This window comes from Novosphingobium piscinae (genome assembly GCF_014230355.1).
In the GTDB taxonomy this organism is placed as follows: Bacteria; Pseudomonadota; Alphaproteobacteria; order Sphingomonadales; family Sphingomonadaceae; genus Novosphingobium; species Novosphingobium piscinae.
Window position 1 is genome coordinate 441863 of record NZ_JACLAX010000001.1, and the last position, 26102, is coordinate 467964.

Here is a 26102-nt window from a genome sequence, read left to right on the forward strand (position 1 = left end):
AAGTGGCAGTTTTCTTACCGTAATCTCCCTGGCTGGGAGGAGCGAAGGACGGTGAAGGCATCGAAGTTTTCTGACGCCCAGAAGGCGTTCATTCTGAAGCAGGGGGCGGACGGCGTTCCCGTTGCGGACATCTGCCGCAAGGCCGGCATCAGCCAGGCGACGTACTTCAACTGGAAGAAGAAGTACGACGGCATGCTGCCGCCTGACATGCGCCGCCTGAAGCAACTCGAGGACGAGAATTCGAAGCTGCGCAAGCTTGTTGCCGACCTCTCCCTGGACAAGGAGATGCTGCAGCACGTCATCCGCCGAGCCGAAGGCCAGCGCAGCTAAAGTTGTGAGGCCTGCTCGCAAACGCGAGCTGGTGAACGGGTTTCGCAGTGACTGGGGCGTGTCGATCCGCCGGGCTTGCCGGGTTCTCGAGATGGACACCTCGACGTACCACTACAAATCCCGTCGCCGCGAGCAGGCCGGCATCGAAGCCCGCATCCGCGAGATCTGCGAGACCCGCGTCCGCTATGGGTATCGCCGCGTCCACGTTCTTCTTCGCCGCGAAGGCTGGGAGATCAACATGAAGCGAACCCACAGGATTTACAACGAGTTGGGTCTGCAACTCCGCAACAAGACGCCCAAGCGCAGGGTGAAGGCGAAGTTGAGGGAAGACCGCTGCGCGGCCTTCCGCGTCAATGATGTTTGGGCCATGGACTTTGTCCATGCCCAGCTGGCAACGGGTCGCAAGATCCGCGTTCTGACGGTGGTGGATACGTTCTCCCGGTTCTCCCCGGTGCTCGATCCACGGTTCAGCTACCGCGGGGAAGATGTCGTGCAGACCCTCGAGGCGACCTGTGCCGTCGTCGGCTATCCAAGGACGATCCGGGTCGACCAGGGCCTTGAGTTCATCAGCCGGGACTTGGACCTGTGGGCCTACACCAACGGTGTGACTCTGGACTTCTCCCGGCCCGGCAAGCCTACGGACAATGCTTACATCGAAGCCTTCAACGGGCGCTTCCGGGCCGAGTGCCTGAACACCCACTGGTTCCTGACGCTTGCAGATGCCCGCGAAAAGTTGGAGGAGTGGCGCAGATACTACAACGAGGATCGGCCGCACGGTGCCATCGGCAACAAGCCCCCGATCACGCTGATGAATCCCGGTGACGCACCCAGCCCGTCACCGTGACCCTGGCCGGGAAACTCTAACCCGGGGTGGTCCAGAGAATGGTGTCGGATCATGAAGGAGCGAGACTCTACCTCTGACCGGTAACAATCAGGGGAGCACGTCACGGGCCGCCGCCGCCCGGCAGCTCAGCCCGCTATCGATCGCTGCGACAACCCTGTCCCGAAGATCCTGTGAAAGCGTCCGAGCCATCCATGCTGGCCTCCTGCCACCAACAGGAAGCCTGAATCACGACGAGCCCGCAAAGGGAATCCCAATCGATTCAGAACGTGTGGAAACCGCTCTAGAAGCCGTATCCAGCTAAACACTTCTTGGCCCGCATCAGACGATCCCTGCGCCAAGGCCCACGACACTGCGCAGTTGGGCCTTGCGATCACGGTACTGGCTCTCGCGGTAATGCGTTCGGCTCAATTTTCCTCCTCGACAAGGCATGCCCATCGCTGTTAGGAAACCCACGGGTTTCCAATCCGAGTCTGGTGATATCAGGCTGTTGCAGGGGAAAGCCCAAGCGGCAGTCAGTGCGCCTCAAGGGCGCCTGGCCTCTGCACATTAAAGTGTTGTTTTATAACCATTGGCCGTCTTGCGGCGGCGCTACGGAGAGGGTGACGCTCGCCCCACACATCGACATAGAACCACCCGACGTGACGATTTATGTCGGCCCGAATGAACATGCATCGACGCAGAGGCAAACCTGCAGCCTGCTTCGATCCGCACATCGAAATGAGGCGGCCTGAGAGATGAAGAACGAGCAAGATCTTGAGTCGAAAGTGTACGACGTTATCATTATCGGCGCGGGCATCTCCGGCATCGGCTGCGCGGCCTACCTGCGCCGGAAACAGCCGAAGAAGACGTGGTGCATTCTGGAGGGCCGCGATGATCTCGGCGGAACCTGGGACCTGTTCCGCTATCCTGGCATCCGCTCGGACTCCGATCTCTACACCTTCAGCTACGACTTCAAGCCGTGGAACAGCGACAAGGCGATCGCTGGTGCCCGAGAGATCAAGGACTATATCGCCGAGACGGCCGACGAATATGGAATCCGGCAGCAGATCCGCTTCGGCCGCAAGGTGTTCGCTTGCCAATGGCGCAGCGCGACAGGCCTCTGGACGGTCACGGCGACGCGAACCGACACCGGCGAAGAGGAAACGTGGCAGGGACGCTGGATTTTCTCGGCGACCGGTTACTATGACTATGATCAGGGCTATCGACCTGACTTCCCGGAAGAAGAGACTTTCTCAGGCCCGATCATCCACCCCCAGCACTGGCCGGAAGACCTCGACTACGAGGGCAAGCGAATCGCGGTTATCGGTTCGGGCGCAACGGCGGTAACGCTGGTCCCGGCGCTGGCCGCGACGGCGGCGCACGTCGTCCAGGTGCAGCGCACGCCATCCTACGTCATGCCCCTGCCCGAGCGCGATGGTCTGCTGACCCTCGCGCGCCTGCTCCCTTCCAGGAACCTGACGCACCGCCTGATGCGGACCAAGAACATCGTTCAGCGCCACCTGTTCTGGGTCTTGTGCCAGCGGTACCCAAAGCTGATGCGCAAGCTCATCCGCCGGATGAACGCGGCCAATCTGCCCAAGGACTTCGCGATCGACGAGCATTTCAACCCGCCGTACGATCCCTGGCAGCAGCGGCTTTGCGCCGTGCCGGACGGCGATCTCTACAAGAGCCTGTCGAGCGGCAAGGCCTCCATCGTCACCGGACACATCAAGCGGTTCGTCGAGAACGGGATCGAGATGCAGTCGGGAGAAATCGTCCCGGCCGACATCATCGTCACCGCGACCGGCCTGAACATCAAGATGGCAGGCGGGATCGCCTACGCGGTCGACGAGAGGAAGATCGTCTGGTCCGAGCACGCGATTTACCGCGGCATGCTGCTGGACGGGATCCCCAACTTCGCGCTGTGCATCGGCTACACCACCAACTCCTGGACGCTGAAGGTCAGCCTGCTGTGCGAGTATTTCTGCCAGCTGCTCGGCGAGATGGACCGCCTCGGCAAGGCCGTCTGCGTCCCCGAGCGGCCCAGTGGCGGCATGGAGCTCAAACCCCTGCTCGATTTCGGTGCCGGATACGTCCAGCGCTCGATCGACAGCCTTCCCAGGCAGGGCAACGGTTATCCCTGGATGATGACCTTCAGCTACGGCGGCGATGTGAAGATGATGAAACGGTCGTCGGTCGTTCGGCCGGAGATGAAGCTCGCCGACGCGCCTCAGGGATCAGCGACACCGAATTGAGCCGGCTGGCACTCCACCTGTGAGCCTGGACCGATGAACGAGGACGACGAAATGCCGTATAAACTGGCGGGCCGCGTCGTGGCCCTCACGGGATCGACCGGTGGTCTCGGCCGGGCTCTCGCGACCGAGCTGCGCGCCCGTGGCGCGAGACTGGCCTTGCTCGATCTCGACCCCGATGCCGTCGCGAAACAGGTTCTCAGCCTGGACGGCGGCGGCGACGTCTGGGGAAGCCACGTCGATGTGCGCTCCTGGGCGACCGTGCAGCAGGCCATCGATGCCGCGGCCGCCCATTTCGGGGGGATCGATATCGTGATCGCGAATGCCGGAATTGCCATCGCCTCGCCGATGGAAAAGCTGGCCCCGGAGGCGTTTGACCGCGTCATCGACATCAACCTCAATGGCGTGTGGCGTACCTTCAAGGCCGGTCTTCCGCACGTCCAGCAGCGCCGTGGCTATCTGATGGCGATCTCTTCGATGGCGGCGTTCGTCCATTCCCCGCTCCAGGCCCACTACACCGGGAGCAAGGCCGGTGTCTGGGCCATGTGCGACAGCATCCGCCTCGAAGTCCGGCGTCTGGGCGTCGGGGTTGGCACCGTGCATCCGACCTTTTTCGCGACCGCCATGATGGACGAGGTCCTGGCTGATCCGGCAGGGGTGAAGATCTGGGGCGGCAACAGCGGCGGGCTCTGGAAAATGGTGCCGCTCGACGATGTCGTCGCTGGCATCGTCAACGGCATCAGGCACCGACAGGACCTGATCGTCATCCCGCGCCAGAACACCTTGCCCGCCAAGGCGCCAGGCTTGTTTCGGCGGATTCTCGAACGCATCGGCTTCCGGGATACCGAGATCGCCTCGGCCATCGCCTTGGCCGGCGACGGGCGTACTCGACCATGATCGCTTCGTCGGTGTTTGCCCGTCAGGCCCGCTAGTGGCTACCTCGAGCGAGCTCGCTGCGAGCACCTTGGCCGAACACGAAAACGATGGCCTAGCGCCTCCCCACCGGGTTGCCTATCCCGTCGAGTCACGACAAGTCTGAGGGATGGATCAGACAACCACGCATGCGCGCCTGCTCGCGGCTGCCGAAGGGGCCTTCCTGCGCAATGGCTATGGCGGGGCGAACATGGGCGAGATCGCCCGGCAGGCCGGCATCTCGAAAAAGACGATCTACAAGCTGGTGGCCTCCAAGGCTGACCTGTTCTCGGCGGTGGTCAGCAATGCCATCGCCCTCGAGCGCCTGACGCGCCATCTTGGCGACGTGCAAGACGGTGACATCGCCGGCCCGCTGCGCGCGTTTCTGACGGCCTATGCCAAGCTGTCGCTATCTCCGCGCGGCACCCAGGCCGACAAGCTGGTGACGGCCGAAGCGCACCGCTTTCCCGAGCTTGCCAAAGCCTACGCCGAGAGCGTTGAGGCTGCTGCGACCCAGCCCCTGATCGCGTGGCTGGGGCGGCAAGCGGATGCGGGTTACATCGCTGTCGCCTGCCCGGACAGGGCGGCACGGATGCTCGCCGCCATGGTGATCCTCGACCCCCTAAAGTCGCTGATGCTTGGCCAGCATTCGCAATTCGAGGGCGAGGACATCGAACGCATGGTCGATGAAGCCTTGAGCATCTTCCTGAGGGGCGTGCTGACCCGGCCCGACAGCAGAATCACGGCGGCAAGCGCGGAGGAAAGATGATGGCCGTATCAAGAAAATCGTGGGTGAACCCGGCGAGTTCAGCTACTGACACTCATGTGAACAAGCCGGCACCCTTCCTCGTCCAGATTCCGGTCGATCCGGCCGATATTGACTTCATGGGGCACGTGAACAACGCCTCCTACCTCAAGTGGGTGCAGGACGCGGTGATCGACCACTGGCGCAGCCTGGCTCCTGCTGAGGCGGTGGCTGCACATCTCTGGGTCGCGCTAAAGCACGAGATCACTTATCGCCGGCCCACGTTTCTCGGTGACGAGGTCATGGCGACCGTCCTGCTCGAAAAGGTTCAGGGCGCGCGGGCGTTCTACGAGACCATCCTGCGCCGCGGTGAGGAAGTGCTCGCGGAGGTGAAGTCCAGCTGGTGCTGCGTCGATGCGACCACCTTGCGCCCGGCACGGTTGGCCCGTGACGTCCTTGCACGCTTCTTTCCCGACACGATTGCCTCGTAATCCTGCGCGGTTCTGCAGGCCCGCCTGGCTTCGGCGGCCCACCTGCGGCACCAGCGCCGGATCGGATTAGCGCAGGAAGGCCGCGGTTTCGGCATGGAGCCGCTTGGCTTCGCGCGTGGTGAGGACCGACCAGGCATGGGTCATGCGCTCCCCGATCACCAACCGCATCGCACAATTCGCCCGCTGTGCCCTGGCAATCAGGTCCAGCGAATCCGAATGGAGCAGATCCGCAGTCCCGCTGAACACCAGCGTGGGCGGGAGGCCGCGGATGTCTCCCAGAACCGGGCTGATCCGCGGATCGTCGAGTGGAGTCTCGCCGGCCCACTTCTGCGCACTCCACACCAGGACCGGGCGGGCAAGCATCGGATCGTCGCAGTCGAGCGCCGCCTGTGCCGGGTTGTCCTCGCGCAGGTCCAGCCAGGGCGAGAACAGTACCAGCTTTGCCGGGAGTGGTTGGCCCTCGTCCCGCAGAAGCTGGGCGAAGCTCAGGGCAAAACCGCCGCCGGCCGAATCTCCGGTTAAGGTAATCTGGTCCGCACCAACCTCGGACAGCACACTCTCGTACAGCGCCATCATCATGGCGAAGGCCGGCCGCCAATCGTGCTCCGGAGCCAGCGGATAGTGCGGGACGATGACGCGGGCGTCATTCCACGAGGCCAGTCCCTCTACCAGATGCCACTGGTGGTACATCAAGTGGGCAACGTAGGCGCCGCCATGGATGTAGATGATGGTGCGCTTTGCCGTTCCGCGTTTCGGCTCGACGAACAGGGCCTTGGCCCCGGCAAAAGTCTTCTCGGTGATCTTGTACCGCCGTGAGACCCGCGCCGGCGGGGGCGTTTCACCCTTGAGACGGGTCCTCGCCAGTTGGCGCGCATGCCGGTCGACATCCCGCAAGACCTGCTTTGACCCTATCAGCGGCAGGATCACCGTCCGGATGAGGCGGGAAAACAGGCTTTCCCCCTCCCACACTGTTATCGTGGGCGTTGGCACCGGTGCTGCCTCGTGCGCGAGGTCCGCCGCAGGGAAGTCGGTCGTCATGGCCGCAGGCTCCGTTGGATGGTGAACGCTAATCATGCCGCGCCGCTCTGCTCCTGACGGGATGCACTCGCACGCCTGATCCACGCGGCGACCGCATCCGGTCGGGTCGCAGGGATCATGTGTCCGCCGTCGATCATACTCAGATCGGCCTTCGGGAGTTTTCCGGCGGTGAGCTGACCGTGGAGCACGGGATCGAGCACCGCATCTTCCCGGCCGTACAGGATCGAGACCGGTATGTGCACCTCCGTCAGGCGATCGGCGATGTCCTGCATTTCGGCCTGGACTGCCAGCACCTCGCGCGACGCGGTCCGGAACACGCTCGCGCGGTCTTTGAGCATGGCGCCGCCGCGCGTCGCGTAATCGGTTGGAACCGGATCGGGAGAGAACAGCATCCTCGCGATCTCGGCCCGCTTGAGCTTTCCGACCGGAACGGCGAGCGTGACCGAGAGGAGCCAGCGCTTGAGATCGGACTCGATCAACAGCGGCGCGAACATCGGCGGTGCGTCGCCGATCGGCTGGGTCAGCGGGCAGATCAGGGCGAGGCCCGAGGCGATGTCCGGGTGGTCGATTGCACATTTCAGGGCCACGGCCCCGCCCAACGAATGGCCGACGATCATAGGCTTGCGGAGATCCATGCCCGCGATGAACGCGTGCAACATGCCAGCATGGGCCGCCAGTCCCCGGTCCCCGCCGCGGCGCCAGGTGGAATGGCCCGATCCGGGCCGGTCGAACAGGAACACCTGATGGTCCTGCGCGAGCTTTCCGGCCAACGCATAGGTGAAGTCGCGAAGCTGGCCGGTCAGACCATGCACCAGCACGACCGGCGCGCCCGCGCCCATCGTGAGGTAGTGAAGCCGAGCATCGGGCAGTTCCAGAAAACCACCCAGCGGCGGAACGCGCCGCTCGGCCTGCCGGCCAAGCAAGAACGAGATCAGAACAAGACCGCCCGCCAGCGCAGCGACCGACCCGAGCGCCCCGGTGAGGATTGCCGCGGCACTCATGCCAGGCCCAAACGGGTAAGCAGTTGCCAGTAACGGACCGGCATAAGGCGTTCGATCAGTGCCACGATCTTCGCATCGGTCCCGGCCAGCACCCGGGGGCGCCGCGCGGCGAGTCCGCGGACGATGATCTCGCCCGCCTGCTGCGGCGGCATCTTGAGCACCGCGGCGAAATGGGTGCGCTGCCGGCGCTCTTCCTCCGGGTCGACATGTGCCGGGACCCGCGCATTGTTCGCGATCGCGGTCTTGATCCCACCCGGATGCACCACGGTGACCCCGACGGGAGAGTCGGTCATCGCCAGCTCGTTGCGCAGCGCTTCGGAAAAGCCGCGCACGGCGAACTTCGATGCCGCATAGGCCGCCTGCCCCGGTGGAGCGATGATCCCGAAAATGTTCGACAGGTTCACGATCTGCGCTTCGGAGCGCTGCTGCAGGTGCGGCAGAAAAGCCCGCGTCACGGCAACCACACCATGGAAGTTGATCCCAATCAGCCAGTCGAAATCGGCTTCGCTGACCTGTTCGAACCGACCGCCCAGCGCGACGCCGGCGTTGTTGACCAGGATGTCGACCTGACCGTGCGTCGCTGTCACGATCGCCGGAAACGCCGCGACCGCATCGCGGTCGGCAACATCGAGCCGGTGCAGGCTGATCCGCACCCCGGAACCCAGCGAGGCGGCCGTTTCGGCCAGCCCGGCCTCGTTCAGGTCGGCCAGGCCGAGATGGCAGCCCCGCGCCGCTAGCGCGCTCGCGATGGCGCGCCCGATCCCACTTGCAGCGCCTGTCACCACGGCGACCTTGCCGGCCAATTCCATCACTCCGCTCATGTCACCCTCGCCACCGGTACTGCCGACATGGACGTGCCGTCCGGATCGGGACGTTGCCAGCGGAATGTGCTGCGGCCCGCGCGGACACTGTGCTGCTCGCCCCGGTCCAGCACGACCTTGCCCGTGCATCCCGGCGGAACGGTGACCGCCAGCTCGACCATGTCACCATCCACCCGCCAAAAGCTCGACGCCGGTCCGTAAGGCGTCACGATCTCGGCGCCCGCATGGGTCAGACCTCCGCCAATCGTCGGTGCGAAGCGAATATGCCGGTAACCCGGCTCGAGCGGTCCGATCCCGGCAACCCCTTCGAACAGCCAGGCCACCACCGCTCCGAACGCGTAATGGTTGTGGCTGTAGCGGGCATCGCCCTTGCTGGTATAGCCTTCCCAGCTCTCCCACGTGGTGGTCGCCCCCCGCCTTACCTGACCCAGCCACGACGGATCGCTGTCCTGCAGGAGCAGGCGGAACGCCACGTCCGGGCAGCCGAACCGCGCCAGCACAGGAAGCAGCAGGGGCGTACTCAGGAACCCTGTGCCGAGGTGACAATCGGCCGCCTCGATGAGCTCGACCAGCCGGTGCAGCGCCGCGGGTCGTTCGTTCTCGGGCAGCAGGTCGAAGGCCAGCGCGCGTACATAGTCGTCCTGCCGATCATGCCCGATCCGGGCCCCGCTGCGGCGGACGAAGGCTGCATGCCAGGCCCGCACCACGTTGGCCGAAAGCTCGGCATAGCGGGCGGCGTCGGCGTTATGCCCGAGGGTGCCGGCGATCTCGGCAAGCTGCCGCGAGGAGTGCGCCAGATAAGCAGTGGCAACCGACGCCGGCGCACGCAGACTGTGCTTCACATAGGTCAGCGGCATGCTTTCGCCGGGACGCAGCCATTCGCCCCAGTGGAAACCGCTATCGACGATGTAGCGCTCGAGCCCGCCCAGACGGCGCGGGAAAAGCCGCCCTCGACCGGGCCACCGGCGCGCCAGTGCGGCCAGATGATCAACCCAGCGTCGCATGCTGTCATACTGCCGGTCGAGAACCTGACGATCACCGAAGTGCCGGTAGAGCACACTCGGCAGCAAGACGCTGGCATCTCCCCAACCCGCGGAATCGACCGTCTGTCGCATCCACCGCGGGGCGGCACCGGAGTGACGGGTGACGTCCCCCGGGATATAGGGCGGGATCGCGCCGTTCTCGTGCTGCTCGAGCGCCAGGTTGCGCAGGTACCGCCGGAGGTATGGCTGGATATCGGCAAGGTATGCCGCCGTCTGAGCGAACACCTGGATGTCCCCGGTCCAGCCCGAGCGTTCGCGCGTCGGACAATCGGTCGGCGTATCGACGAAGTTGGAGATCATGCTCCAGCGGACGTTGCGCACCAGCTGGTTGATGCGATCGTCCGAGCATTCGAAGGTGCCGTTGTAATCCAGCACCGTGGTCAGCACGATTGCCTCGAAGTCGGCAGGGTCCAAGTAATCGCCAGTGCCATCCACCTCGAGGAAGCGGAACCCGTGGATGGTGAACCAGGGTTGCCACCACTCGGTCCGCCCGGCGCTGATCACCTCGTCACGCTGAGGGGGATGGCGGGCCATGTCGCCGAACAGATACCCCGTATCGAGCTCGCCATCGCGGCCGACGACCTCGCTGAACGTCAGCGTGAGCCTGGTCCCCTCTGGCTGCGACAGGCGCATCCGGACAACCCCGGCAAGGTTCTGCCCGAAGTCGACGAGCAGCTTGCCCTTGGGTGAGCGCCACACCCGGGTCGCGGGCAAGCTGCGATAGGCGTCGACCCGCTCGACCTCCTCAGCCACCATCTGTCGGGTCGGCGGGGTGAGGATGGTGGCTGGCCCAAAGCGTTCGGGAGGCCGGGGGTCAGACAGCCAGTCTGACTCCGGTAAGCGCAGGTCGACCAGCTCGCCGCGCTTCGGATCGGACCGGATGATGCGGCCAGAGCCAGCGTGCCAGTCAGGACCGGTCCCGAAGGTCTGCACACTGCCATCGGTAAACTCAATGAACACCTGGGCGAACCCTGCCAGCCGGTCACCGAAGGTCTGGCGCTTGTCAGCGATGCCGCTGTGGCCCCGATAGCGCCCATCGCCGACGGCCATGGCGAGCAGGTTCCGTCCGGACCGCAGCTCGGCAGTAAGGTCATAGACCTGATATTCGAGGATGTGGTCGCTATGGGTCCACCGGGGCACCTGCGCCGACCCGGTCAGGTCGTGGCCGTTCACGAAGAAGCGGTACCACCCCAGCGCGCTCACGCAGGCCCGGGCGCGCACGACGTCGCGACGCAGATCGAGCGAACCGCGCAGGTAAAGCGCGGCGCGGTCGGGGATGTCCCCGCCGATCCAGGCCGCGGACCAGAGCGCCGGATCGAGCACCCCGGTTTCGAATGAGGCGGGTTTGCTCCAGGGGCCGGCCATGTCACCGTTCCAGAGCCGGACCTGCCACGCGTAGCTGGTCAGGCTGTCCAGCGGTGGTCCCGCGTAAGGGATATCGAGCATATCGCCCGACGGCACGATCGCGCCGGTCCAGAGCGGGCGGGCTTCGTCTTGCCCCGCACCATGCAGCACGCGCAGCTGATACGCGGTCTGGACCGACCCGGAGGCGAGCCGCCACGAAAAGGCAGGGGCCGGATTGTCCAGACCGCACGGCGCGCAGCGCCGATCGGTGCGCAGGTTGATCGCACTGGGCTGGATATTCTCGACCGACATCATAGCCCTTTCCGGAGAGCGATAAACGGTCGCTGGCAAATCATGTGGAGCGGCCTCATTAGATCCAGAATCCTACGCGGTCGGTAACACGCGGGCCGCAGCGCAATCCGGAAAGGGCGGGCCTGACCGCTTCCACAGTCAGGCCCGCTACCTATCACGCCTCGCTCGACCCGAACGATGGCGGCGTGAACAGGTGTTTGGCCCCCCTGCCGACACTTGCACCCGCCGTGTGCCAGCCCCTCGCCCGGAGATCGCGGGCCGGCACCAGGATCAGAAGCTGGCGTCCAGCGACAGCCCCACCACCCGGCGCGATTCGGCGCCGGCGAACTGAGCGAAAGAGGCCGGATCAAGCTGCTGCGCGGATACCGGCGTCGAGAAGCGCGCACCCGACCGGAACGTGTCGAACAGGTTGCGGACAAAAACGGACACGCCGAACCTGTTGTTCGACGTCTTCACGCCGATCCGCCCGCCGACTGCAACCCAATCGTCCACAGAAAGCACTGCGTCGCCGGCGGCGTTGGAGTACTGGCGCGGGGTCCTGACCACGTCGGTCTGCACGAAGCCGTTGAGCCCCGCGCTGAGCGGCACCGTGTACTCGGCGCTGCCAGTCAGCTTGAGCGCGCCGCCGGGCCGGAAGCGACTGACGTCGACGATCTGGCCGGCCGCGTTCTGCGCAAAATAGCCGGCCCCATACCGACGCACGAGGAACGTCGCGCCCAGGTTCAGGGTCAAACCGGTGACCGGGCGGCCGAACAGGTTGGCGGTCGCGCCCCAGGTCCGATACGTCGGGGCGTTGCCGAAGACGAGCAGATTGACCGCCGTCGAGGTGTCGACGAAGTTCGCCTGAAAATCCTTGATGCGCGTGTAGAACCCGGTCGCATTGAAGGCGATGTTGCCATCCATGAGAGAGGACTTGAAGCCACCCTCCATGGACGTGGGGATCTCCGGCCGAACGATCAGCTGGCTGCCGCTGACGCCAGCAGCCTGATCGTTGACGGCCGGGCCCTTGTAGCCGCGGGTGATCGTAGCGAACACCATCAGGTGCGGGGTCAGGTCGTACTGCAAGCCGGCGCGGTAACCGAAATAGGTGTCGGTGGCCTTCGCGTTGATCGCGGGCAGCGGCGTGATCTGGCCAACGGCGCCGGGCGCCAGCGTGGTCGCCGCGGTCTGCGCCTGAACGCTTTCGTGACCCAGCCGGAGACCCAGCACGACCCTGAAACGGGGCGACAGATTGAGCGTCGCTTGACCGAAGGCGGCATAGCCTTCGGTCTGAACGGCGGTGTCGCGGACCTGCCCGAACGGCAGCGCGCACAGCGCCGGGCTAGGCAGCGGGCATGCCCCGATCAGCGGCAGATCGGCCAAGATGTTGCCGACCTGGGTCACCGAGTTGGTCAGTCGCTGGTTCGAATAGTAGAGCCCGGCCACACCTTCGATGAAACCGCCGTTGGGCGTCGAGAGGCGCAGTTCCTGGCTGAGGTTGCGCTGCGAACCGGTCTGCGGCTGCGTGTAACGGTTGGCCGTGGTGCTGTCGATGTCGACCAGTTCGTTGATGGTGCGGCGGCGGATCGCACTGACCGAGGTCAGCGTGAGGTCACCGAGTTCCAAATCGATCTGGCCGGACGCACCGAAAACCTTGTGGTCGCTGCGGTTCGTGCCCGCGCAGCCATCCGTGTTGGCGGGGCCGACGACGACGCCGCAACCCGCGAGTCGCGCCGTCAGCAGGCTGGTGGGCGACGACTGGTACACGGCCCACTGCACGCCGCCATTGTAGTGGTTGTGCGTGTAGTCGCTCGACAGGTTCACGGTCAGCCGGTCAGTGGCCTTCCACAGGAAACGGCCGCGCACGGCATCGCTCTGCCGCTTCTGCCACGAATCGTCGGCGAGGTTGTGCTGAACCTTGGGGTCCTGGTTGAAACCGGCGGCTACCCGCAGGGCGGCATTGTCGCTGACCGGCACGTTGACCGCCACCCGCCCGATGTAGTTGTCGAGCGTACCCACATCGGTATGCGCGATGAGCGCGAAACGGCTCGGGTCGGGCGCGGCCGTGACGACGTTGATGACACCGGCGGACGAATTGCGCCCGAACAGCGTGCTTTGCGGCCCTTCGAGCACCTCGATCCGCGCGATGTCGAACAGGAGCGGCGGATCGATCGAGGTGTTGGCGAGGGCGACGTTGTCGATGACGACCCCGACGCTGCCTTCCGAGCTCTGCGCCAGCGAGATGCCGCCCACGCCGCGGATGCTCAGCGCACCGTAGCCCGTAGGCCCGGCGATATCGAGCGCGGGCGCCGAGCGCGTGAGGTTCTCGACCGAGTTGACGTTCTGACGGACCAGTTGTCCGCCATCGACCACGGTCACCGCGATGGGCACCTTCTGCAGGCGTTCGGCACGGCGATTGGCGGTCACGATAATCTCGCCCGCGTTCATCTCCGCAACCGCGCCATCCGCGCCCGACGGTTCGCCGCCGGCCGCGCCAGCGGATTGGGCGTGCGCCGGAACCGCCAGAGCCAGCAGGCTGCAACCGATCAAAATGGAACCAAGTCTCATGTTATCCTCTCCCGCTGGATCTATGTCCCGAGCTGCCACAGAAATAGGATCGGCATTTACAAACTGTCAAGTCAGTAAGTTTGTTTGGCGAGAGAGGGGGCAAGTCGCTATGCAGGTCGAGGCGGAAACCACGATGCGGCGCGCCGCTCGCGGCAAGGCGTCCAACAGCCCGCACAGAACGGTCAGAAGAGTCCGTCGTAAAACCGGAAGGAAGCCCATATAGCTATGTTGATGGAGACCGTTTCGCCGCCCGAGCCCAAGCTTCGCCGCCGTCAGGAGGATCGGAGCGCCGACTCGCGCAAGCGGATCATCGATGCGACGATCCGGTGCCTCTACCGGTTTGGCTACAGCGGCACGTCCACGGCTTTGATCGCCAAGGAGGCCGGGGTCAGCCGTGGCAATATCTTCTACCACTTCGCGACCTACGCGGACCTGATGATCGCGGTGCGTGATGCCGTCTATCACGAGGAACGCCAGCTGATCGAGGATATCAAGCAGCGCCTCGGGACAAGGGCCTATCTCGCCGAGGCGCCGCGCTATGTCCTCGCCGGCATGCGCCGCGAGCCGGCGATCGCCGTCGACGAGATCCTGCTCGCTGCGAGGTCCGATCAGGAATTGAGCGCCAAGCTGCGCGAGACCGAGAAGACAATCGACCAGCGGGCCATCGCCGATTTCGCCGACCTCTACACTGAACTGGGGCTCAAGCCGCCGTACAACCTTCCGATCCTGGTCAGGGTGTCCATCGCTGCGTTCCGCGGGCTGGCGATCGCGGAACTTGTCCAGGGCCAGGATGCCCAGATCGAGGAGTGCATCGACTACCTGATCTACCTGCTCCAGATCGGCGAGAAGATCGAACCACCCACGTCCTATGGCACAGCCAACCTGCCCGTCACTGGTGGGGGTTAACCTGGCCTGCGGCCGGCCGCCGCTCGTGCCCCGGGCCACGATCTGCGCCTTTGCCGCCCTACCGCCTCAAGCGGGTTGAAGCCCCACCGAGCGATCAACCGCCCCGACCAGTCGATGCGCCCCCGCCGGGTAGTGGCGCCGGGCGCTGACCGTCGCGACGCAACTTGGAGAATGTCATGGCCACGTCAGTTTCATAGCGCGCGGAAGCCGCGCCGCACCTTTCGTCCCCCTCCCCGTCTTCCCACTCCCTGTCTTCCCAGCCCCTGCCGACACGGCGTCTGCTGACGGAGCTGCTGGATCGGGCGACCGGGGCGCACCCGGGCCGGACGCGATCGACTTCTTCGGCAAGACCTGGACCTATGGCGAGCTGGGCACGCTGGTCGACCGGGCAGCGCGTGGATGCAGGATCGAGGGCTGCGCCGCGGCGATCGTTTCGGCATCTGCCGGCCCAATTGCCCCTATTTCATCTTGCTTTATTTCGCTGCGCTGCATGCCGGCGCGACCGTGGTCAGTTTCAATCCGCTCTACACCGAACGCGAAATCAAGCACCTAATCCGCGATTCAGGCGCGCGCATGATGGCCGTTCCCGACCTTGCGCGGTGCATGGCAAGGTCGAGGCGGTCGCGCGCAGGACCGGTATCGAAACGATCGTGGTGTGCGAAATGTCGGCCATGCTGCCGCTGGGCAAGGCGCTGGGCTTCACCCTGTTCAAGCGGGGCGACCATGCCCGGATCGGCAATGTCGCGCTGCACGTGACGATGCACAGGCCGCTAGCGAGCAGGGGGCGACGCAATCGGTCGATGTCACGCCCGCGGACATTGCCGTGATCCAGTACACCGGCGGCACCACCGGCGTGCCGAAGGGCGCGATGCTCATGCTGCGCGCGATGGTCCGTGCACTCAGCCCCGCACCGCCTGTGTGGCCAAGTTTCTCGTCGCGACGCCGGCGGGTCGCCCACTCGCTGACCACGCGCAACGAACCGCCAAACCCGGCTTCCTTCAGTCGCCGCCACAATTGAGCGCCGACCCGGCAGCCTGCATTCCATTCCGCCTCGAGTGTCAGCGACCAGGCATCAAGTGAACTCTGGCGCATGCGGAAGGTGTCGTGACGCTGGCCGCGCAGGACCTTGCGTATGGTCTTGCGCGACACTCCGGTCGTGCGCGCCATGACCCTGATCGGCACCCCTTGTCCGGCCAGATCGAAAATCTGGCGGTTGAGGGCCTCGCGCAATTGGTAGCCATCCCACTGAATGCGCTCGGCACGGGTCAGGGTCGCCGGATCGACCGGCCCCGTCGGCGCAAGTGCGCGCCGCAAGCATGGCATTTCCGAGCGTACCGCGGCCAGAAATGCTGCCGAGGCGTTCTCGACCAAGTGCCAGCGGTCAGCCACCTGCTGCGCCTGCGGCGCAGCCTCGTTGGCGGCCGCACCATAACCCGGACCGCGGTCGCGGCAGATGATTTCGACTTGCGGGTTCTGTCGCAGCCAGGCGACCACAGTGTCGCGCTGGCGATCGGGCAGCAAATCGATGACCTCGCGGCGCTCGAGCTCGACCACGATGTTCCCGTAGCTGTGGCCGAGGCGTCAGGCGAAGTCGTCGATGCCCACCACCCGCGCAGGTGGCGGCGGTACGGTGGCAGGGTCGCTGCGTCGTACAACTCGGAGCATCGTGTCGCGCGACCAAGGCGCCGACAGACGCGCCATCATCCGCGAACCCGGTCTGCCTCCCAAAGCCACCGCCACCGCACGCACCAGCGCGTCGCAACGCTCTACCCTGCGGCCATATCGGCGGCCAACCGGCGGAGCCAGCGGCTCGCTGAATGTGCGCCTTAGGCAAGGCGTGTGCAGACAACGAAACCGTCGAACCGACAGCCGCAGCCTGACGGTGCTGCCCCTGACCGGCAGATCCGACAGCGTGCGGTCGTATCGACTGTGAAGGGACGTCGATGGCATCGCGCAGTCCGGGCAGTTTGCTCCTACCGCCGCCAATCGGCCCGACATCTCGACAATCCCGTCGATCACAGTTCGGCTTTCCAAGATCAGACCCGGTAGCCGCAGGCTAAAGTCCGATGCTTTCGAGGCCATCGACGTTCACTCCTTGCTGCACCCCGGTGGAGTGGGCCGGGCACAGCGCGGAAATGTCAAATTTGCACGGAGTTTGAGTCAGACCCTCGAATGCACGCCGGGCAGCGGCGATGACCTCTTCAACATCGCGTTGCGACGCATTGGCGCCGATCCCTACAGGCTTGCTGGTCCACGGACCGATGTTGTCGTAGCTGCGGCCGTGTTCCCCGCGGCGAAGAACGCCATCGACATAGAGCAAGCCTTCGGGAAGAACGCTGGAATCGGTTTCAGGCCTCGCGGTCACGTGTCATTCCCCATTCTTGTCATCAGGTCGCGGCGCTGGAACTCCGGTTGGGGCCAGACTCGACCTTGCTTGCACGCATCATATTCTCTATATTTTTGAAATGAGAAATATTGTCAGCAGCCATGCTCACTGAAGACCAGCGCCGCTTTCTCGACGAGTTCGTGACCCTGCTCGTGGGGTGGAACATGCCCGCCAATGCGGCGCGGGTTTATGGTTTCCTGCTCTACCAGAACGAGCCCGCCAGCCTCGACGAGATCGCGGAGGCACTGGAAATCAGCAAAAGCAATGCCTGCAAGGCGGCGAAGATGATGGAATCCGCCGGGCACATTCGGCGTGTGCCCGAGCGCGGCACGAAGCGAGTGCTCTACGTGGCGCGGGAGGATTTTGGCACGCCGTTTCTGCTACGCACCGCGTCGCTAGGAGCGTTGAATCGCCTGATGGAGAGGCGGGGCGTACGGATCGCTCAAGGCAAGGCAAATCAGCGAATACAGGATCTCGCCTCCTTTTACGCAAATATGCAGGCGGCCATGGAACATGTCGTGGCGGTCGACAGCAAACGCGCCGACCCGATCATCTGAGGCGAAACTGGGTGCAGGTGCCCGGCTGAGGCGCCGGCGTACCAAGGGGACCAGTATAGGCCCTCCCTTCGAGGCGTTGCCTGTCCGCGAACCGGAAAGGGCGCATCCTCGACCCGGTCGTCATCGCGGCCAGGCATGGGCATCAACCGGGCCGTCGCCTCTGCGCGCAGGAAGAGGCAGGTCGGGACTCAGACCACTATGCAAACGCGTCAGGTGATGCTGGCGAGGCTGATCCAGCGCCGCTCATCGCTCGACCGTCGGATGGCCTCTGACGTGCTCCCCTGATTGTTACCGGTCAGCGAACACACTTCGTGGGTTGCTTCACATGATCGCGCGCAGGCCCAAAAGGCCGTAAACCCGCAGAAATCCGGGATTCGTACATGCAATTTTATATTGTCTTCAAAGGTTAATTCGGCAGATTTGTTTTGTCATTTGCAGATTTTATATGTCTCTAATCACTCGAGCGGCGGGGCGCCGCTGCGTTTGGCGAGGTGGAGGACCACGTGCGAAGCGACGCTCTCGATCACCGGGGCGCGGGTGGTGAGGGTGTCGATGAAGTCGCGGAGCTCCGCCGTGTCGTGCAGGCACAGCGTCGCATAGTAGTCGATCCGGCCACTGATCTCGGCTGCCTCGGTCACGCGGGGATCGGCGCAGAGCAGCGTCTCCAGCGTGCGGAAGTCCTCCGGCGAATGGCGTGACAGGGTGATCTCGAGTAGCACCCGGATGGTGGGGCGGAGCTGATCGAGGTTGAGCTCGGCGTGGTAGCCCGAGACGATCCCTTCGCGTTCGAGCCGCTTGTGGCGCATCAGGCAGGCCGAGGGCGAGAGGCCCACCACTTCGGCCAGCCGCGCATTGGTGATTCGGCCTTCGCGCCGCAGCGCATCGAGGATCTTGCGGTCCACCGCATCGATGTTCGCGAAAGCCATGGTCTGTCGAAGATCCTTCGTTCAGCGCCGCGAAAATACGCAGCACATTCGATCATCATTCGACGATACCACAAGAATGCGCAGCGTCATCACCCCCGGATCGCACACCTTCGTGACGCCCGCCACGCCGGCGGACATGCCGGCGCTGGCCGGCTGGCATGTCCGCCCGGCGCAGCTGGCCGACCTGCCCGGGCTGGTCGCCCTGGCCGAGGCGGCCGATCCGGGAATGACCAACCTGCCGGCCGACCGCGGCGCGCTGGCCGCACGGATCGAGCGCTCGCTTGACGCCTTCGCCCGCCCGCTCGCCGCACCCGAGGACGAGCTGTACCTGCTGGTGCTCGATGACGGCACCGGTCGCGCGGTGGGCACGGCCTGCCTGTTCTCGCGGATCGGACAGACCTGGCCGTTCTATTCGTACAAGCGCACCCAGATCGTCCACCACAGCCCCACGCTGGCCCGGCATGACAGCCACGAACTGCTCCAGATCACCAACGATTTCGGCGGCGCCAGCGAAGTCGGCGGGCTGTTCCTCCACCCGGCGGTGCGCAGCAGCGGCGCGGGACGGCTGCTGGCGCGCAGCCGCTATCTGTTCATCGCGATGCACCGCGCCCGCTTTGCCGCGACGACCATCGCCGAGCTGCGCGGCTGGGTCAGCCCCGACGGCGGCACGCCGTTCTGGGACGCGGTCGGCCGGCAGTTCTTCGGGATGAGCCTGTGGGAGGCCGATCGCTACTGCGCGCTCCACGGCAACCAGCTGATCGCCGACCTGATGCCGCGCTATCCGGTCTATGTCGCCCTGCTGCCCGAGACCGCGCGCGCGGCCATCGGCCGGGTCCATGCCTCGAGCCAGCCGGCGCTGCGTCTGCTCGAGCACGAGGGGCTGCGCCTGACCGGCCATGTCGACATCTTCGACGCCGGCCCGTCGGTCGCCTGTCCGACCGATCAGCTGCGCACGCTGGTGGACGGACGCACCGCCCGCGTGGCCCGCGCGGCCGCTCCCGACGCGCAGCTCCCCCACCTGATCGCATGCGGCGAGCTGGGCACGTTCCGCTGCTGGCTCGACCGGGTCGGGCCGGCCGAGCCGGGCGACGACCGCCTGCGCCTGAGCGGTGCGGCCGATTGCGGGGAGGCGGTGTTTCATGTCCCGTTCTGAAGTGGAATCGCGCGATCCCTGCACCGGCGCGGTGATCTGGCAGGGTGCGGTGGGGGATCCGGCGGCCGCGGTGGCGGCGGCGCGCGCGGCCCTCCCTGCCTGGGCGCGGCGCCCCTTCGCCGAGCGGGTCGCGCTGACCCGGGCCTATCGCGACACGGTCGAACGCCGCGGCGAGGAGCTGGCGGTGCTGATCGCGCGGGAAACCGGCAAGCCACTGTGGGAAAGCCGCACCGAGGCGGCCAGCGTGGTCGGCAAGGTCGAGGTCTCGATCGCCGCCTACGAGGCCCGCACCGGCACGCGCGAGACCGCGCTCGACGGTCTGCAGCAGGCGGTGCGCCACAAGCCGCACGGGGTGCTCGGCGTGCTCGGGCCCTACAATTTCCCCGCCCACTTGCCCAACGGGCACATCGTCCCGGCCCTGCTGGCGGGCAACACCGTGGTGTTCAAGCCGTCCGAGCTGACCCCGGCGACCGGCGCCTTCCTGGCCGAATGCTGGGCAGCGGCGGGCCTCCCCGCGGGCGTGCTGGGCGTGGTGCACGGCCCCGGCGAGACCGGCCGCGCGCTAGCCGGCCAGCCCGATCTTGACGGGTTGCTGTTCACCGGCTCGGCCGCCACCGGGCACCAGCTGGCGCGGCAGTTCGCCGAGACCCCGCATAAGATGCTGGCGCTCGAGCTGGGCGGCAACAACCCGCTGGTGGTGTGGGACGCGGCGGACGTGGCGGCCGCCGCCGAGCTGGTGGTGCAATCGGCCTATCTCACCGCCGGCCAGCGCTGCACCTGCGCGCGCCGGCTGATCGTGGCCGACGCGGCCGCGCCGCAGCTGGTGGACGCGCTGGTCGCGCTGATCGACCGGCTGATTGTCGCGGCGCCCTTTGCCGCGCCGGAGCCGTTCATGGGCCCGGTGATCGACAACCGCGCGGCCAGCCGGCTGGTCACGGCGGCGGATGGGCTGGTCGCCGCCGGGGGGCGGGTGCTGCGGCCGTTGGCCCGGCCCGAGCCCGACCGGCCATTCCTGCGCCCCGCGCTGATCGACATGACCGGGGTGCCGCTGCGCGACGAGGAGCACTTCGGCCCGCTGCTCCAGCTGATCCGGGTGCCGGACGTGGGACGCGCGATCGCGCTGGCCAACCAGACCCGCTACGGGCTCGCCGCCGGGCTGATCGGCGGGGACGCGGCGCTCTACGAACGGTTCTGGACCGAGACCCGCGCCGGGGTGGTCAACTGGAACCGCCCGACCACCGGCGCGGCGGCCAATGCCCCGTTCGGCGGCGCCGGCCACTCGGGCAACAACCGCCCCAGCGCGTGGTATGCGACCGACTATGTCGCCTGGCCGGTGGCAAGCCTCGAGGCCCCCACGCTGCAAGGCGCCGCGCTGCGCGGCCTGCGCGCGGCATGAGGCGCGGCATCATGCGCGACATCGACGGGATCGAGATCAACTTCGACGGCCTGATCGGCCCGAGCCACAACTATGCCGGGCTGAGCCTCGGCAATGTCGCGAGCGCGCGCAACGCCGGGGCGGTGTCGCGCCCGCGCGCGGCGGCGCTGCAGGGTCTCGCCAAGATGCGCCGGCTGATGGAGCTTGGCCTCCCCCAGGGTTTTCTCCCGCCGCCGCGGCGCCCCCACCTGCCCACCTTGCACCGGCTCGGCTTCGGCGGCACCGCGGCCGATACCTGCGCCGCCGCCTGGCGCGCCGATCCAGGGCTGTTCGCCCGGGCCGCCTCGGCCTCGGCGATGTGGACCGCCAACGCCGCGACCGTGTCGCCCGCGCCCGACACGGCCGACGGGCGCTGCCACCTGACCGTGGCCAATCTCGCCACCATGGCCCACCGCAGCCTCGAGGCCGAGGATACCCTGCGCGTAATCGCGCGGGTGTTCGGCATGCAGCGGCACTTCGCGGTCCATCCCCCGGTCCCCGCCAGCTATGGCGACGAGGGCGCCGCGAACCACATGCGTCTCACCGCCGGTCATGGCGCCCCCGGGATCGAGCTGTTCGTCTACGGCGAAGCGCGGCCGGGTGGTTTTCCCGCGCGCCAGGACCGCCGCGCCAGCGAGGCCGTGGCCCGGCTGCACGGGCTCGACCCGGCGCGAACCCTGTTCATCGCGCAGAGCCGGGCGGCGATCGACGCCGGCGCGTTCCACAATGACGTGGTCGCAGTCGCCAACGAGCGCGTGCTGCTGGTCCACGAACAGGCCTTCGCCGACCAGCCGGCGGTGCTGGCCGAGATCGCCCGGCTGATGCCCGAGGCCGTGATCCTCGAGGTGCCCGCGGCCGAGGTCTCGCTGGCCGACGCGATCGGCTCCTACCTGTTCAACTCGCAGATCGTCACGCTGCCGACCGGCGCGATGGCGTTGATCGTCCCGGCCGAGACGCAGGACACCCCGGCAGTGCGCGACTGGCTCGCGCGGTCCATTGGCGGCAGCGGGCCGATCGACCGGCTCGAGGTGATCGACGTGCGGGAATCGATGCGCAACGGTGGCGGGCCGGCCTGCCTGCGGCTGCGCGTGGTTACCGATGCGGTCGGGCTCGCCGCGCTGGACCCGGCCTTCGTGCTGACCGAGCACCGCTGGAGCCAGCTGCACCGGCTGGTCGAAACGTACTGGCCCGAAGCGATCGACCCGGCCGAGCTGGGCCATGCCGACGTGTGGCAGGCCTGGGGTGCGGCCTACGATGCGCTCGACGCGTGGATCGGAGCGCCGCGATGAGCCTGCGGCCGGGCGAAGACGCGGCGCTGGCCACGCTGGCCGGGCAGGGCGAGGCCCTGCTCGCCCGGGCGATCGCGCTGGCCGAGGTCAACTCGGGGAGCCGCAACCTGCCCGGCCTTGCGCAGGTCGCCGGCTCGCTCGCCGCGCTGTTCGGCTCGCTCGGCGTGGTGACGCTGCGCGATCCCGCCGCGGTCACCACCGTTACCCCGGCGGGCGAGACGGTCCCGCTGGCCCTAGGGCGCAATCTTCACCTCACGGTCCGGCCCGAAGCGCCGGTCCGGGTGCTGCTGACCGGGCACATGGACACGGTGTTCGGCGCCGACGATCCCTTTCAGGCGTGCCGGCGGATCGACGCGCAGACGGTCAACGGCCCGGGCCTCGCCGACATGAAGGGCGGTCTGGTGGTGATGCACGCGGCGCTGACCGCGCTCGAAGCCTCGCCCTTCGCCGCGCGGATCGGCTACGAGGTGGTGATCAACAGCGACGAGGAGATCTCCTCGCCGGGGTCGGCGCCCTTGCTGCTCGAAGCGGCCGGGCGGGTCCACTGCGCGCTGACCTTCGAGCCCGCCCTGCCCGATGGCACCCTGGCCGGCGCGCGCAAGGGCAGCGGTAACTTCTCGGCCGTGGTGCGCGGCCGGGCGGCCCACGCCGGGCGCAACCCGGAAGACGGGCGCAATGCCCTGGTCGCCGCGGCCGATCTGGCGCTCGCGCTCGCCCGGCTCGCGCTGCCGGGGGTCAGCGTGAACCCGGCGCGGATCGAGGGCGGCGGGCCCAACAACGTGGTGCCCGAGCTGGCGGTGCTGCGCTTCAACGTCCGTCCGGCTGATCACGCCGCCCAGCAGGCCGCAGCCGCCGCGATCGCCGCGCAGGTCGATCGGGTCGCGGCCGAGCACGGGGTGACGATCGCCTTGCATGGCCACTTCGCCCGCCCGCCCAAACCGATGGACGCGCGCCAGCAAGGGCTGTTCGAGCTGGTCCGGGACTGCGGGGCCGACCTGGGCCTCCGCATCGGCTGGCGCGACACCGGCGGGGTCTGCGATGGCAACAACCTGGCCGCGGCCGGGCTGCCGGTGGTCGACACCATGGGGGTGCGCGGCGGCGCGATCCATTCCGCCGAGGAGTTCCTCTGCACCGACAGCCTGACCGAGCGGGCCGGGCTGGCTGCGCTGGTGCTGATGCGCCTGGCCCAGGGGGCACCGCTGCCCCGGCCCTGACCGCCCGACCCGACGGGGCAGCCGGATCAGGGCAGCGGGGCAACCGGGCGCACCGCGAACCAGCCGAAGCCGGCGATCACGGCATAGCACAGCGCGGGCAGGACCAGGCTGAGCCCGAGATTGCCGGTCATGTCGGCGATGCCGCCGGTCAGCAGCGGAATCACCGCGCCGCCGAAGATCGCCACGTTGATCAGCCCCGAGCCGTCGGCGGCGCGCTTGCCGAGGCCCTCGCAGGCGAGCGTGAAGATCGTCGGGAACATGATCGAATTGGCCAGCCCGACCGCGATCAGGCTCCACGCGGCCACGGCCCCGGTGGCATTCACCGAGACCAGGATCAGCGCGACCGCCGCCACGGCATTGCCGGCCAGCACCTTGCCCGGCGTGATCCGCGCCAGCACCGCCGAGCCGATGAACCGCCCGAGCAGCGCCCCGCCCCAGTACCACGGGATGTAGGACCCCGCGGTCTGGGCATCGACGCCCAGCACATGGCCCTGCTCCATGTAGCTGACGATCAGCGAACCGATCGCGACCTCGGCCCCGACATAGAGGAAGATGCAGAGCGCGCCGAAGCCGAACCGCGGCCGCCGCAGCAGATCGAAGCTGCCCCGCACCGAGCTCGCCTCGTGGCTTTCGCCCTTGAGCCGGTTGCGGTTGAGCCAGACCACCCCGGCGACCAGAGCCAGCGCCGCGGCCAGCCCGAGGTAGGTGTTCACGACGGTCTGGGTCTCGCGCACCCGGTAGGCGTCGAGCAGCGGGCCGCTCAACTCGGCGGCGGAGACCGTGGCCAGGCTGCCGAGGATGATCGTGGCGCCGACCTTGGGGAAAACCACTGTGCCGAGCGAGTTGAAGGCCTGGGCAAAGGTCAACCGGCTCGGCGCGGTGCGGGCCGGACCAAGCAGCGAGATCAGCGGATTGGTCACCACCTGGACCACCACGACCCCGCTTGCCAGGACGAACAGCGCCAGCAGGAACAGCGGATAGGCCGCGCTCTGCGAGGCCGGGATGAACAGCAGGCAGCCGACCATCATGGTCAGCAGCCCGGCCACGGCCCCGCGCATGTAGCCGATCCGCTTGACCAGCTGCGCGCCCGGGATGCCGATCACGGCATAGGCGGTGAAGAAGCAGAACTGCACCAGCATGGCCTGGGTGTAGTTGAGCGTGAACAGCTCTTTCAGCTTGGGAATGATCACGTCGTTGAGGCTGGTGATCCCGCCGAAGATGAAGAACAGTGCCAGCACGAAGGCGCGCAGCTCGGGTGCATCGATGTGCTGGTCCGCCGCCGCGTGGTCGCCCTGCGGTGCCGAACCCGGTGCCAGTGCCATCTCCGTACTCTCCCCTGTGTTTGACCCTTCGTTGCCGGAATGCGCCGCGCTGTCGATGTCCAAACGTATGCGCGGCAGCGCAAGTCCCCGGAAATCGTCGGGAATGGTGCCATGACCGATCCCTGCGGGCCAATCGCAGGCGCCCAACGGCCCGAACTGGTCGCCACAGCCCCGCTTGGGTCAATGAAACCGGGAAAACCGAGCTGAATGGCGCCCGAGACGGTGGACGTTGCGGATCGCTGCGGCTAGCAGGCATGTCCCAACTACGTTTGCAGGGATCTTCACCGCCATGAATACCAACGAACTCATCGACACCGTCGCAGCCGGCAACGGCGTGAGCAAGGCCGACGCCAAGAAGCTCGTCGAGAGCGTCTTCGCCGCGATCACTGCCGCCGCAGCCAAGGGCGATGAAGTGTCGGTCAACGGCTTCGGCAAGTTCAAGGTCAAGGCCTCGGCCGAGCGCGAAGGCCGCAACCCCGCCACCGGCGAGACGATCAAGATCGCGGCCAGCAAGAAGCTGTCGTTCTCGGCCGCCAAGGCGGTCAAGGACAAGCTGAACGGCTGATCCCGCCGGGCAGGCGCCATCCCCGGGGTGGCGCCTGCCGGTCTGCCGGCCGCAGCCGCCGGACCCGGCTCAGAGCAGCCGGTCACGGCGCCGCAGGGCCGACAGCGCCTCGGCCGCGACCGTATAGACCGCGTGGCGCCCGCCGCCCCGGTTGCGGTGATCGCGGCACCAGCCGGCGTAGTGGCGCCGGACCAGTCCGGCCCGGACCAGATCGGTCACCGCCCGGCTGACATTGGTTTTCCCCACCGCCAGCGCACGCTCGTGAACCGCCGCCTCGACCAGGGCCTCGTCGACCGGCCCGTCGCCGCGCTTGCGCTCTGCCAACCCCGCCGCCACGCTGTCACGCAACCGCCGTCGGCGATCGTCGCGGCTCGACAGCGGCATGAGCTGTTCGCACAGCCAGTCGCGGATCGGCACCGGCGCCTCGCCCCGTTCGACGAAGGGTCCGGCCTGGCCCCGCGCGTCGGCCACCTCGGAAATCAGGTTGAGCACCATGAAGGCATAGCGTGGCCGCCGCGACTGGGCCGCGAGGCTGCTCAGGATCGTGCCGATGTCTTCTGTCGACGTTGCCATGATCGTCCCGCTGTGTTCCCGCTCCGTACGGGGAGTCAAAGCACATCGGCGGACTCGTGTGAATCCCCTAAGCATCTGACTCTGCAACATTGTCAGGAGTGACACTTTGCCCGGCCGCGCCCGGAAAAGTGTCACGCA

23 protein-coding genes and 2 pseudogenes are annotated in these 26102 nt (G+C 66.8%); 14 read left to right on the forward strand and 11 right to left on the reverse strand.

Annotated elements, in window-relative coordinates:
• The first annotated feature begins 51 nt into the window (after positions 1-51).
• From H7F53_RS01860 to H7F53_RS01880, 5 genes and pseudogenes are all read left to right on the forward strand, one after another.
• Positions 52-1174 (forward strand): annotated as a pseudogene (locus H7F53_RS01860) (IS3 family transposase).
• Positions 1175-1908: 734 nt separating this feature from the next.
• Entirely contained in the window at positions 1909-3408 is a 1500-nt protein-coding gene (locus H7F53_RS01865) for a flavin-containing monooxygenase (RefSeq protein ID WP_185677752.1), read from the forward strand.
• Positions 3409-3441: 33 nt separating this feature from the next.
• Positions 3442-4302: an SDR family NAD(P)-dependent oxidoreductase gene (locus H7F53_RS01870; RefSeq protein WP_185677753.1), complete on the forward strand. Its 861-nt coding sequence runs from the start codon at positions 3442-3444 to the stop codon at positions 4300-4302.
• 145 nt (positions 4303-4447) lie between these two features.
• Positions 4448-5086, forward strand: coding sequence for a TetR/AcrR family transcriptional regulator (locus tag H7F53_RS01875; protein WP_185677754.1), 639 nt, complete (start codon positions 4448-4450; stop codon positions 5084-5086).
• 56 nt (positions 5087-5142) lie between these two features.
• Positions 5143-5553, forward strand: a complete 411-nt coding sequence (locus H7F53_RS01880; protein WP_343061855.1) for an acyl-CoA thioesterase — start codon at positions 5143-5145, stop codon at positions 5551-5553.
• Between the two features lie 66 nt (positions 5554-5619).
• On the opposite strand, the gene H7F53_RS01885 is transcribed toward H7F53_RS01880, so the two are convergent.
• From H7F53_RS01885 to H7F53_RS01905, 5 genes are all read right to left on the reverse strand, one after another.
• A complete protein-coding gene (locus tag H7F53_RS01885; protein ID WP_185677755.1) occupies positions 5620-6591 on the reverse strand; it encodes an alpha/beta hydrolase in 972 nt (323 codons plus the stop codon).
• A 32-nt stretch (positions 6592-6623) separates the two neighbouring features.
• On the reverse strand, positions 6624-7592 hold the full coding sequence (locus tag H7F53_RS01890; protein WP_185677756.1) for an alpha/beta fold hydrolase: 969 nt from the start codon (positions 7590-7592) through the stop codon (positions 6624-6626).
• On the reverse strand, positions 7589-8413 hold the full coding sequence (locus tag H7F53_RS01895; RefSeq protein ID WP_221773509.1) for an SDR family NAD(P)-dependent oxidoreductase: 825 nt from the start codon (positions 8411-8413) through the stop codon (positions 7589-7591). Before H7F53_RS01895 ends, H7F53_RS01890 begins: the two co-directional genes overlap by 4 nt.
• Positions 8410-11112 carry an alpha-L-rhamnosidase gene (locus H7F53_RS01900; protein ID WP_221773510.1) on the reverse strand — a complete coding sequence of 901 codons (2703 nt, stop codon included), beginning with the start codon at positions 11110-11112 and terminating at the stop codon, positions 8410-8412. Before H7F53_RS01900 ends, H7F53_RS01895 begins: the two co-directional genes overlap by 4 nt.
• 270 nt (positions 11113-11382) lie before the next feature.
• Positions 11383-13641, reverse strand: a complete 2259-nt coding sequence (locus H7F53_RS01905) for a TonB-dependent receptor (protein ID WP_221773511.1) — start codon at positions 13639-13641, stop codon at positions 11383-11385.
• A 243-nt stretch (positions 13642-13884) separates the two neighbouring features.
• On the opposite strand from H7F53_RS01905, the gene H7F53_RS01910 reads away from it, so the two are divergent.
• The 3 genes from H7F53_RS01910 to H7F53_RS17780 all read left to right on the forward strand — a co-directional run bounded on the left by H7F53_RS01910 (position 13885) and on the right by H7F53_RS17780 (position 15583).
• Positions 13885-14565, forward strand: coding sequence for a TetR/AcrR family transcriptional regulator (locus H7F53_RS01910; protein ID WP_185677758.1), 681 nt, complete (start codon positions 13885-13887; stop codon positions 14563-14565).
• A gap of 399 nt (positions 14566-14964) precedes the next feature.
• Positions 14965-15321 carry an AMP-binding protein gene (locus H7F53_RS17885; protein WP_246438398.1) on the forward strand — a complete coding sequence of 119 codons (357 nt, stop codon included), beginning with the start codon at positions 14965-14967 and terminating at the stop codon, positions 15319-15321.
• Complete coding sequence (locus tag H7F53_RS17780; protein ID WP_343061856.1) at positions 15221-15583, forward strand: AMP-binding protein; 363 nt, start codon at positions 15221-15223, stop codon at positions 15581-15583. Before H7F53_RS17885 ends, H7F53_RS17780 begins: the two co-directional genes overlap by 101 nt.
• A gap of 314 nt (positions 15584-15897) precedes the next feature.
• Here the strand turns inward: H7F53_RS17780 and H7F53_RS17785 are convergent.
• The 3 genes and pseudogenes from H7F53_RS17785 to H7F53_RS01925 form a co-directional block, all read right to left on the reverse strand.
• A pseudogene (locus H7F53_RS17785) lies at positions 15898-16128 on the reverse strand (transposase); the annotation flags it as partial.
• Positions 16129-16146: 18 nt separating this feature from the next.
• A complete protein-coding gene (locus tag H7F53_RS17960) occupies positions 16147-16647 on the reverse strand; it encodes a transposase family protein (protein WP_185677759.1) in 501 nt (166 codons plus the stop codon).
• Complete coding sequence (locus H7F53_RS01925) at positions 16622-16930, reverse strand: hypothetical protein (protein ID WP_185677760.1); 309 nt, start codon at positions 16928-16930, stop codon at positions 16622-16624. Before H7F53_RS01925 ends, H7F53_RS17960 begins: the two co-directional genes overlap by 26 nt.
• A gap of 122 nt (positions 16931-17052) precedes the next feature.
• Here H7F53_RS01925 and H7F53_RS01930 point away from each other — a divergent pair, with 122 nt between their 5' ends.
• On the forward strand, positions 17053-17508 hold the full coding sequence (locus H7F53_RS01930) for a GbsR/MarR family transcriptional regulator (protein ID WP_185677761.1): 456 nt from the start codon (positions 17053-17055) through the stop codon (positions 17506-17508).
• A gap of 455 nt (positions 17509-17963) precedes the next feature.
• Here H7F53_RS01930 and H7F53_RS01935 read toward each other — a convergent pair whose 3' ends face one another.
• Complete coding sequence (locus tag H7F53_RS01935) at positions 17964-18434, reverse strand: Lrp/AsnC family transcriptional regulator (RefSeq protein ID WP_185677762.1); 471 nt, start codon at positions 18432-18434, stop codon at positions 17964-17966.
• Between the two features lie 76 nt (positions 18435-18510).
• On the opposite strand from H7F53_RS01935, the gene H7F53_RS01940 reads away from it, so the two are divergent.
• The 4 genes from H7F53_RS01940 to H7F53_RS01955 are packed head-to-tail and all read left to right on the forward strand — an operon-like array spanning position 18511 to position 23504.
• Positions 18511-19587 carry an arginine N-succinyltransferase gene (locus H7F53_RS01940; RefSeq protein WP_185677763.1) on the forward strand — a complete coding sequence of 359 codons (1077 nt, stop codon included), beginning with the start codon at positions 18511-18513 and terminating at the stop codon, positions 19585-19587.
• The gene (gene astD, locus H7F53_RS01945; protein ID WP_185677764.1) at positions 19574-20983 is read left to right on the forward strand and encodes a succinylglutamate-semialdehyde dehydrogenase; all 1410 of its coding nucleotides are present in this window, start codon (positions 19574-19576) and stop codon (positions 20981-20983) included. Before H7F53_RS01940 ends, astD begins: the two co-directional genes overlap by 14 nt.
• A complete protein-coding gene (locus H7F53_RS01950) occupies positions 20980-22290 on the forward strand; it encodes an N-succinylarginine dihydrolase (RefSeq protein WP_246438399.1) in 1311 nt (436 codons plus the stop codon). Before astD ends, H7F53_RS01950 begins: the two co-directional genes overlap by 4 nt.
• Entirely contained in the window at positions 22287-23504 is a 1218-nt protein-coding gene (locus H7F53_RS01955) for a hydrolase (protein WP_185677765.1), read from the forward strand. The genes H7F53_RS01950 and H7F53_RS01955 overlap by 4 nt, the downstream gene beginning before the upstream one ends.
• A 26-nt stretch (positions 23505-23530) precedes the next feature.
• Here the strand turns inward: H7F53_RS01955 and H7F53_RS01960 are convergent, their stop codons facing one another.
• Positions 23531-24826: a sugar MFS transporter gene (locus tag H7F53_RS01960; protein WP_185677766.1), complete on the reverse strand. Its 1296-nt coding sequence runs from the start codon at positions 24824-24826 to the stop codon at positions 23531-23533.
• Between the two features lie 289 nt (positions 24827-25115).
• On the opposite strand from H7F53_RS01960, the gene H7F53_RS01965 reads away from it, so the two are divergent.
• Positions 25116-25391: an HU family DNA-binding protein gene (locus H7F53_RS01965; protein WP_185677767.1), complete on the forward strand. Its 276-nt coding sequence runs from the start codon at positions 25116-25118 to the stop codon at positions 25389-25391.
• Between the two features lie 69 nt (positions 25392-25460).
• On the opposite strand, the gene H7F53_RS01970 is transcribed toward H7F53_RS01965, so the two are convergent.
• Entirely contained in the window at positions 25461-25964 is a 504-nt protein-coding gene (locus H7F53_RS01970) for a hypothetical protein (protein ID WP_185677768.1), read from the reverse strand.
• Positions 25965-26102: the final 138 nt, after the last annotated feature.

Coding starts and splice junctions, on each gene's coding strand:
- astD (WP_185677764.1), top strand. CDS start 19,574: ATGTCCCGTTCTGAAGTGGAATCGCGCGATCCCTGCACCGGCGCGGTG.
- H7F53_RS01885 (WP_185677755.1), bottom strand. CDS start 6,591: ATGACGACCGACTTCCCTGCGGCGGACCTCGCGCACGAGGCAGCACCG.
- H7F53_RS17960 (WP_185677759.1), bottom strand. CDS start 16,647: ATGGCCTCGAAAGCATCGGACTTTAGCCTGCGGCTACCGGGTCTGATC.
- H7F53_RS01970 (WP_185677768.1), bottom strand. CDS start 25,964: ATGGCAACGTCGACAGAAGACATCGGCACGATCCTGAGCAGCCTCGCG.
- H7F53_RS01950 (WP_246438399.1), top strand. CDS start 20,980: ATGAGGCGCGGCATCATGCGCGACATCGACGGGATCGAGATCAACTTC.
- H7F53_RS01910 (WP_185677758.1), top strand. CDS start 13,885: ATGTTGATGGAGACCGTTTCGCCGCCCGAGCCCAAGCTTCGCCGCCGT.
- H7F53_RS17885 (WP_246438398.1), top strand. CDS start 14,965: ATGCAGGATCGAGGGCTGCGCCGCGGCGATCGTTTCGGCATCTGCCGG.
- H7F53_RS01955 (WP_185677765.1), top strand. CDS start 22,287: ATGAGCCTGCGGCCGGGCGAAGACGCGGCGCTGGCCACGCTGGCCGGG.
- H7F53_RS01900 (WP_221773510.1), bottom strand. CDS start 11,112: ATGTCGGTCGAGAATATCCAGCCCAGTGCGATCAACCTGCGCACCGAT.
- H7F53_RS01940 (WP_185677763.1), top strand. CDS start 18,511: ATGCGCAGCGTCATCACCCCCGGATCGCACACCTTCGTGACGCCCGCC.
- H7F53_RS01875 (WP_185677754.1), top strand. CDS start 4,448: ATGGATCAGACAACCACGCATGCGCGCCTGCTCGCGGCTGCCGAAGGG.
- H7F53_RS01870 (WP_185677753.1), top strand. CDS start 3,442: ATGAACGAGGACGACGAAATGCCGTATAAACTGGCGGGCCGCGTCGTG.
- H7F53_RS01960 (WP_185677766.1), bottom strand. CDS start 24,826: ATGGCACTGGCACCGGGTTCGGCACCGCAGGGCGACCACGCGGCGGCG.
- H7F53_RS01965 (WP_185677767.1), top strand. CDS start 25,116: ATGAATACCAACGAACTCATCGACACCGTCGCAGCCGGCAACGGCGTG.
- H7F53_RS01890 (WP_185677756.1), bottom strand. CDS start 7,592: ATGAGTGCCGCGGCAATCCTCACCGGGGCGCTCGGGTCGGTCGCTGCG.
- H7F53_RS01930 (WP_185677761.1), top strand. CDS start 17,053: ATGCTCACTGAAGACCAGCGCCGCTTTCTCGACGAGTTCGTGACCCTG.
- H7F53_RS01935 (WP_185677762.1), bottom strand. CDS start 18,434: ATGGCTTTCGCGAACATCGATGCGGTGGACCGCAAGATCCTCGATGCG.
- H7F53_RS01895 (WP_221773509.1), bottom strand. CDS start 8,413: ATGAGCGGAGTGATGGAATTGGCCGGCAAGGTCGCCGTGGTGACAGGC.
- H7F53_RS01865 (WP_185677752.1), top strand. CDS start 1,909: ATGAAGAACGAGCAAGATCTTGAGTCGAAAGTGTACGACGTTATCATT.